The sequence below is a fragment of the Microcoleus sp. Z1_B2 genome, assembly GCF_036700325.1.
GTDB lineage: Bacteria > Cyanobacteriota > Cyanobacteriia > Cyanobacteriales > Microcoleaceae > Microcoleus.
Window position 1 is genome coordinate 130,405 of sequence record NZ_JAUBOQ010000016.1, and the last position, 4,125, is coordinate 134,529.

Annotated in this window: 8 protein-coding genes; 3 read left to right on the forward strand and 5 right to left on the reverse strand. The window is 43.2% G+C overall.

Features of this window, described 5'->3' with window-relative positions:
- Positions 1 to 170 precede the first annotated feature (170 nt).
- Together QT984_RS12070 and QT984_RS12075 are read left to right on the forward strand one after the other, a co-directional pair.
- The gene (locus QT984_RS12070) at positions 171 to 506 is read left to right on the forward strand and encodes a DUF6883 domain-containing protein (RefSeq protein ID WP_333054443.1); all 336 of its coding nucleotides are present in this window, start codon (positions 171 to 173) and stop codon (positions 504 to 506) included.
- Positions 507 to 516: 10 nt separating this feature from the next.
- Entirely contained in the window at positions 517 to 771 is a 255-nt protein-coding gene (locus tag QT984_RS12075) for a DUF4926 domain-containing protein (protein WP_333054442.1), read from the forward strand.
- 135 nt (positions 772 to 906) lie between these two features.
- On the opposite strand, the gene QT984_RS12080 is transcribed toward QT984_RS12075, so the two are convergent.
- The 4 genes from QT984_RS12080 to petN form a co-directional block, all read right to left on the reverse strand.
- Positions 907 to 1,095 (reverse strand): CsbD family protein, encoded by a 189-nt coding sequence (locus tag QT984_RS12080; protein WP_333054441.1) that lies wholly within the window; start codon positions 1,093 to 1,095, stop codon positions 907 to 909.
- A gap of 91 nt (positions 1,096 to 1,186) precedes the next feature.
- Positions 1,187 to 1,423: a DUF167 domain-containing protein gene (locus QT984_RS12085; protein ID WP_333054440.1), complete on the reverse strand. Its 237-nt coding sequence runs from the start codon at positions 1,421 to 1,423 to the stop codon at positions 1,187 to 1,189.
- A gap of 181 nt (positions 1,424 to 1,604) precedes the next feature.
- On the reverse strand, positions 1,605 to 2,198 hold the full coding sequence (locus QT984_RS12090; protein WP_333211236.1) for a DJ-1/PfpI family protein: 594 nt from the start codon (positions 2,196 to 2,198) through the stop codon (positions 1,605 to 1,607).
- Between the two features lie 91 nt (positions 2,199 to 2,289).
- Positions 2,290 to 2,379 carry a cytochrome b6-f complex subunit PetN gene (gene petN / locus QT984_RS12095; RefSeq protein WP_071883976.1) on the reverse strand — a complete coding sequence of 30 codons (90 nt, stop codon included), beginning with the start codon at positions 2,377 to 2,379 and terminating at the stop codon, positions 2,290 to 2,292.
- 82 nt (positions 2,380 to 2,461) lie between these two features.
- On the opposite strand from petN, the gene QT984_RS12100 reads away from it, so the two are divergent.
- Positions 2,462 to 2,941 carry a hypothetical protein gene (locus QT984_RS12100; protein WP_333054438.1) on the forward strand — a complete coding sequence of 160 codons (480 nt, stop codon included), beginning with the start codon at positions 2,462 to 2,464 and terminating at the stop codon, positions 2,939 to 2,941.
- A gap of 191 nt (positions 2,942 to 3,132) precedes the next feature.
- Here the strand turns inward: QT984_RS12100 and QT984_RS12105 are convergent, their stop codons facing one another.
- On the reverse strand, positions 3,133 to 3,807 hold the full coding sequence (locus QT984_RS12105; protein ID WP_333054437.1) for an SDR family oxidoreductase: 675 nt from the start codon (positions 3,805 to 3,807) through the stop codon (positions 3,133 to 3,135).
- Between the last annotated feature and the right edge of the window lie 318 nt (positions 3,808 to 4,125).

Genomic DNA, 4,125 nt, shown 5'->3' on the forward strand with positions numbered 1-4,125 from the left:
CCGAAAAGTAGAATCTGTAGGGGCGGGTTCACCCATAAATTTTGCCACCCATCAATAATCTCGATAAACCCGCCCCCCAACTCAAAGACGATATAATTGACATATGAGTAAAAGTCGATTATTGTAGGCGACTAATATTCTCTTTTGTCCTTCAAAAACAGTTATTAATAGTGAAACTGCCCAATGGTCATCTAGCAGATTTAGGCAATAAAATAGAAGAATATTCTCTAAATCCGAATCATCAAGAAGGAAAAAATAAAGCTGTTTTGTTTGCCAGTAAGTTAGGCATTACCCTAAAAAATGCTGAAAGGCTCAAACAGGCTTTAAAAGAAGCTGCTATCAACGAAGATGTTGTTATTCAAAAAAACAATGAATACGGAACACATTACAACATGAAATTTTTGCTGAAAACCGAAGTAGGTGAATCTCTGATTCTAGCAGCTTGGATCGTCCGCTTAGGTGAAAGTTTCCCTAGATTAACAAGTTGTTATCCCGTCAAAAAGTGAGGTAAAAACAATGAAAACAATTAAAGACCTAGATATTGTTGCTTTAACTGAAGATTTAGACGCCACCCATTTTGAAACAAAACAAATCATTAAATTATATAAAGGACAAGTAGGAACAGTCGTGATGGAATTTGATGGCAGTGCTTTTGAGGTAGAATTTTCTCATCAAGATGGCACAACTTATGCAATGGAAACAATTCCCGCCACAAAATTAATGCTTTTACACTATGAGTTAGTAGAATCTGTAGGGGCAGTTACCCGATGAATTTTGCCACCAATTATCGTTGGTAAAACCCACCCCAAGATATTGGTACAAATCATTTAGGCTCATTATAAAAAATCCCGCAAACATATCGTTTGCGGGATTTAGTAGGCAGGAAACTTGTAGCGAATACTGTTACTAAGCTCGGTCTACAATCTCTTTTGCTTTATCTTTGAGGTCTTCTTTCAGGTGAATTGCTGATGCTTCATCCTGCTTGGCTTGACCTTCTAATTTATCTTTCTGATTGCCTGTGACTTCGCTAACAGCTTCTTGGATTTTGCCTTCAATATTCTTCGCTGTGGCTTCGACTCTATTTTCAATGTTCATAATTTTTTATTCTAACTCTACAACTACTAATATATGATTTTCAAGTTGAGTCTGTATCTCTCTTTAGATAGATTTGTTATTACCTTTATTTCTAAGTTAAAGGTTCGATTGGAATTTCCACAAGTTTATTTTTAGAGGAAAAACCGGATTTAATGCCGATCGCAGATTTCGGCACTTTAAACTTTTTCGCCAACAGCATGATTAATTCTTGGTTTGCTTTACCCTCCACAGGCGGCGATTTGAGATGTACCGTGAGGCTGCCGTCGGGTTGTTCTGCGATGCTTTGCTGTTTGGAATTCGGTTTTACTTTGACTGTGAAAATTTTCATGTGGCTAATAACTAATAACTGATGACTAATGACTAATAAGGAATGAGAATTAAATAACTTCCACTCTTGAAAGTGGGATGGGCGTCCCGCCCGTCCACTCATGACGGGCGGGACGCCCATCCCACAATAACAATTAAAATTGTAAGTTATTTAATTCGCGATCCTAACTAATGACTAATGACTAATGACTATCTGAATGTTCGATCTTCGTTCCCAAAACTTTCAGGAATTCAGCCAACCAGTTAGGATGTGCGGGCCACGCGGGGGCGGTGACTAAATTGCCATCGACTACGGCTTCGGTAACTGGAACTTCTGTATATTTGCCGCCGGCCCGGAGTACGTCGGGGCTGCAAGCGGGGTATGCGGTGCAGCGTTTGCCTTCGAGTACGCCGGCGGCGGTTAGAACCTGTAAGCCGTGACATATAGATGCGATCGGCTTTTTGCTGTTGGCAAAGTAGCGGGTAATTTGCAGCACTTGTTCGTTGAGGCGGATGTATTCTGGGGCCCGTCCTCCGGGGATAATCAAAGCGTCGTAGTCGGCGGGGTTGATTTCGTCAAAAGTCGCGTTTAAAGTGAAGTTGTGACCGGGTTTTTCGCTGTAGGTTTGATCGCCTTCAAAGTCGTGAATTGCGGTGCGAATTGTTTGGCCTGCGGCTTTGTCCGGGCAGATGGCGTGGACGGTGTGACCTACCATTTGCAGGGCTTGGAAGGGAACCATTACTTCGTAGTCTTCTACAAAGTCGCCGACTAACATTAATATTTTTTTGACTGTCATGTTGACAACTCCTGTTATTTTGATTTGGTTAAATAGGATTAAAAAAAATGCGGGGCCGTTAAAAAGCTTGCCCCGCAAGCTATTCTGGAATCTAGAAACCGTTGCGTCCCCAAATGACCATTGAAATTGAGAAGGAGAACAGAACTAGCACCGAAACCCAACCGAGTGACAAAATATCCATAGCTATTTATTGAACAAACTGTACAAAGTGACTTCAACCCTTATCATAAGTCAATTTGAGCCATTTTTGAAATGAGGGCGCTGTGAAGGATTCGTCAAATTTTAGTGCGGCTGAACGGGTAGAATCTTTGAAGGCAGGGAGTGTTGCTGCTTTGTCTTGTTTGCTGGGTTTTGGGGCGATCGCCCTTGGTAATAGCTTAATTCTGGCGGATAGGTTGGATTCTCTGGCGAGTTTGCAGGTAAGGGAAATTGACCTAAATTTTGCCTTCAGGGCGACTATCGCACTTTTGGGCGGTTTTTTGTTCGGCGTGACTTACCGCTATGCGATTCGCCGAGATGTTAACCCGCAGCTTAAATCTGGTGCGGTGTTGGCTTTTGGGTTGGTGCGGGCTTTTGGACAGTTGGATGCTGGATTGTTTTTTGAATCGGGGAAGATGCCCGCCCTACAGGAGTTATTGCCGTTTGCGGTTCGCGGTGTCGAGAGTGTGGTATTATTTGCGATCGCGGGTTTGGTTCTGGATTGGGCGATCGGGCGATCGTGGATTAAGCCTTTCGATTCTTGAGATTTGCCGTTGGTTGGGGACAGGTTTACGATCGCCCTCCGTCAAAAACTTGTAGGGGCGGGTTCACCAATAGTTTCAAAGGATACCCAAAGACTCAAAAACCCGCCCCCACCCCGCGCGATCGCCACCCAAGTGGGGGCGGGTTTACGAGATTATCGGTTTTAGGCAATTATTGTTGGTAAAACCCGCCCCTACAGATTTAATTCCTCAAATTCTGGATTGCCGTAAACCATCTGTTTATCTACCGCCGACAAAACTTTATTGTTAGCAGCATCAGAAACTAAACACTGACAAACTAGCTGCGCTACATCTGCCCGGTGAATAGTTCCAGCAACTCGACAATCTTCTGTTAAAATACCGTTGCCTGTTGCAGGTTCCGATTTGAGTCCGCCCGGACGAATTACTGTATAAATCATCCCGCTTTCTATCAAATGATTTTCGGCTTTTTCCTTTTCAATTAAAACCGGGCGCAAAGTTTCTAAAGCTTGGGGCGGCAAAGCGCCGACACTATTACCGCTGCCGATTGATGAAACTAAAATAAATTTTTGCACGCCTGCTTTGACCGCCGCATCAATCAAGTTTTTGTTGCCCAAATAATCGGCTCTTTCCCCATCTTTGGGCAAGCCCCCAATTGTGCTGATTACGGCATGAATTGAATCGCCACCAGCCATCGCAGCTTCCATAGCTGCTGCATCCAAAGCATCGCCAGTCACGACTTTGATGCCCATTGCTTCTAATTCGGTGCTGGTTGCGGGCGATCGCAAAAGTGCAGTTACTTGCATCTTTTGTGCTGTCAGACATTTGGCGATTTCTAAGCCGACGCCTCGACTAGCACCAGCTAAAAAAATGTGGGATTTCTCTGTCATATCAATTTTGTTAAGGGGTGCAGAAATTGGTTGTTTTGAATGTAGATTATACAACATTCCTCTGTCAATTGGTGAATCAATACTCCGGACTGTTTTTAAGCAGCCAAAGTACCATAAGACAAGACTGAAGGAAGCTTAGGATGGTTTAACATCAAATCCGGGTCTAAATCTAACTTATCAATAAAGGTACAAAGTAGATGCTTAGGATCGCGAATTAAATAACTTACAATTTTAATTGTTATTGTGGGATGGGCCTAAGAGCCCGTCCTTTTTGGATGGGCTCTTAGGCCCATCCCACTTTCAAGAGTGGAAGTTATT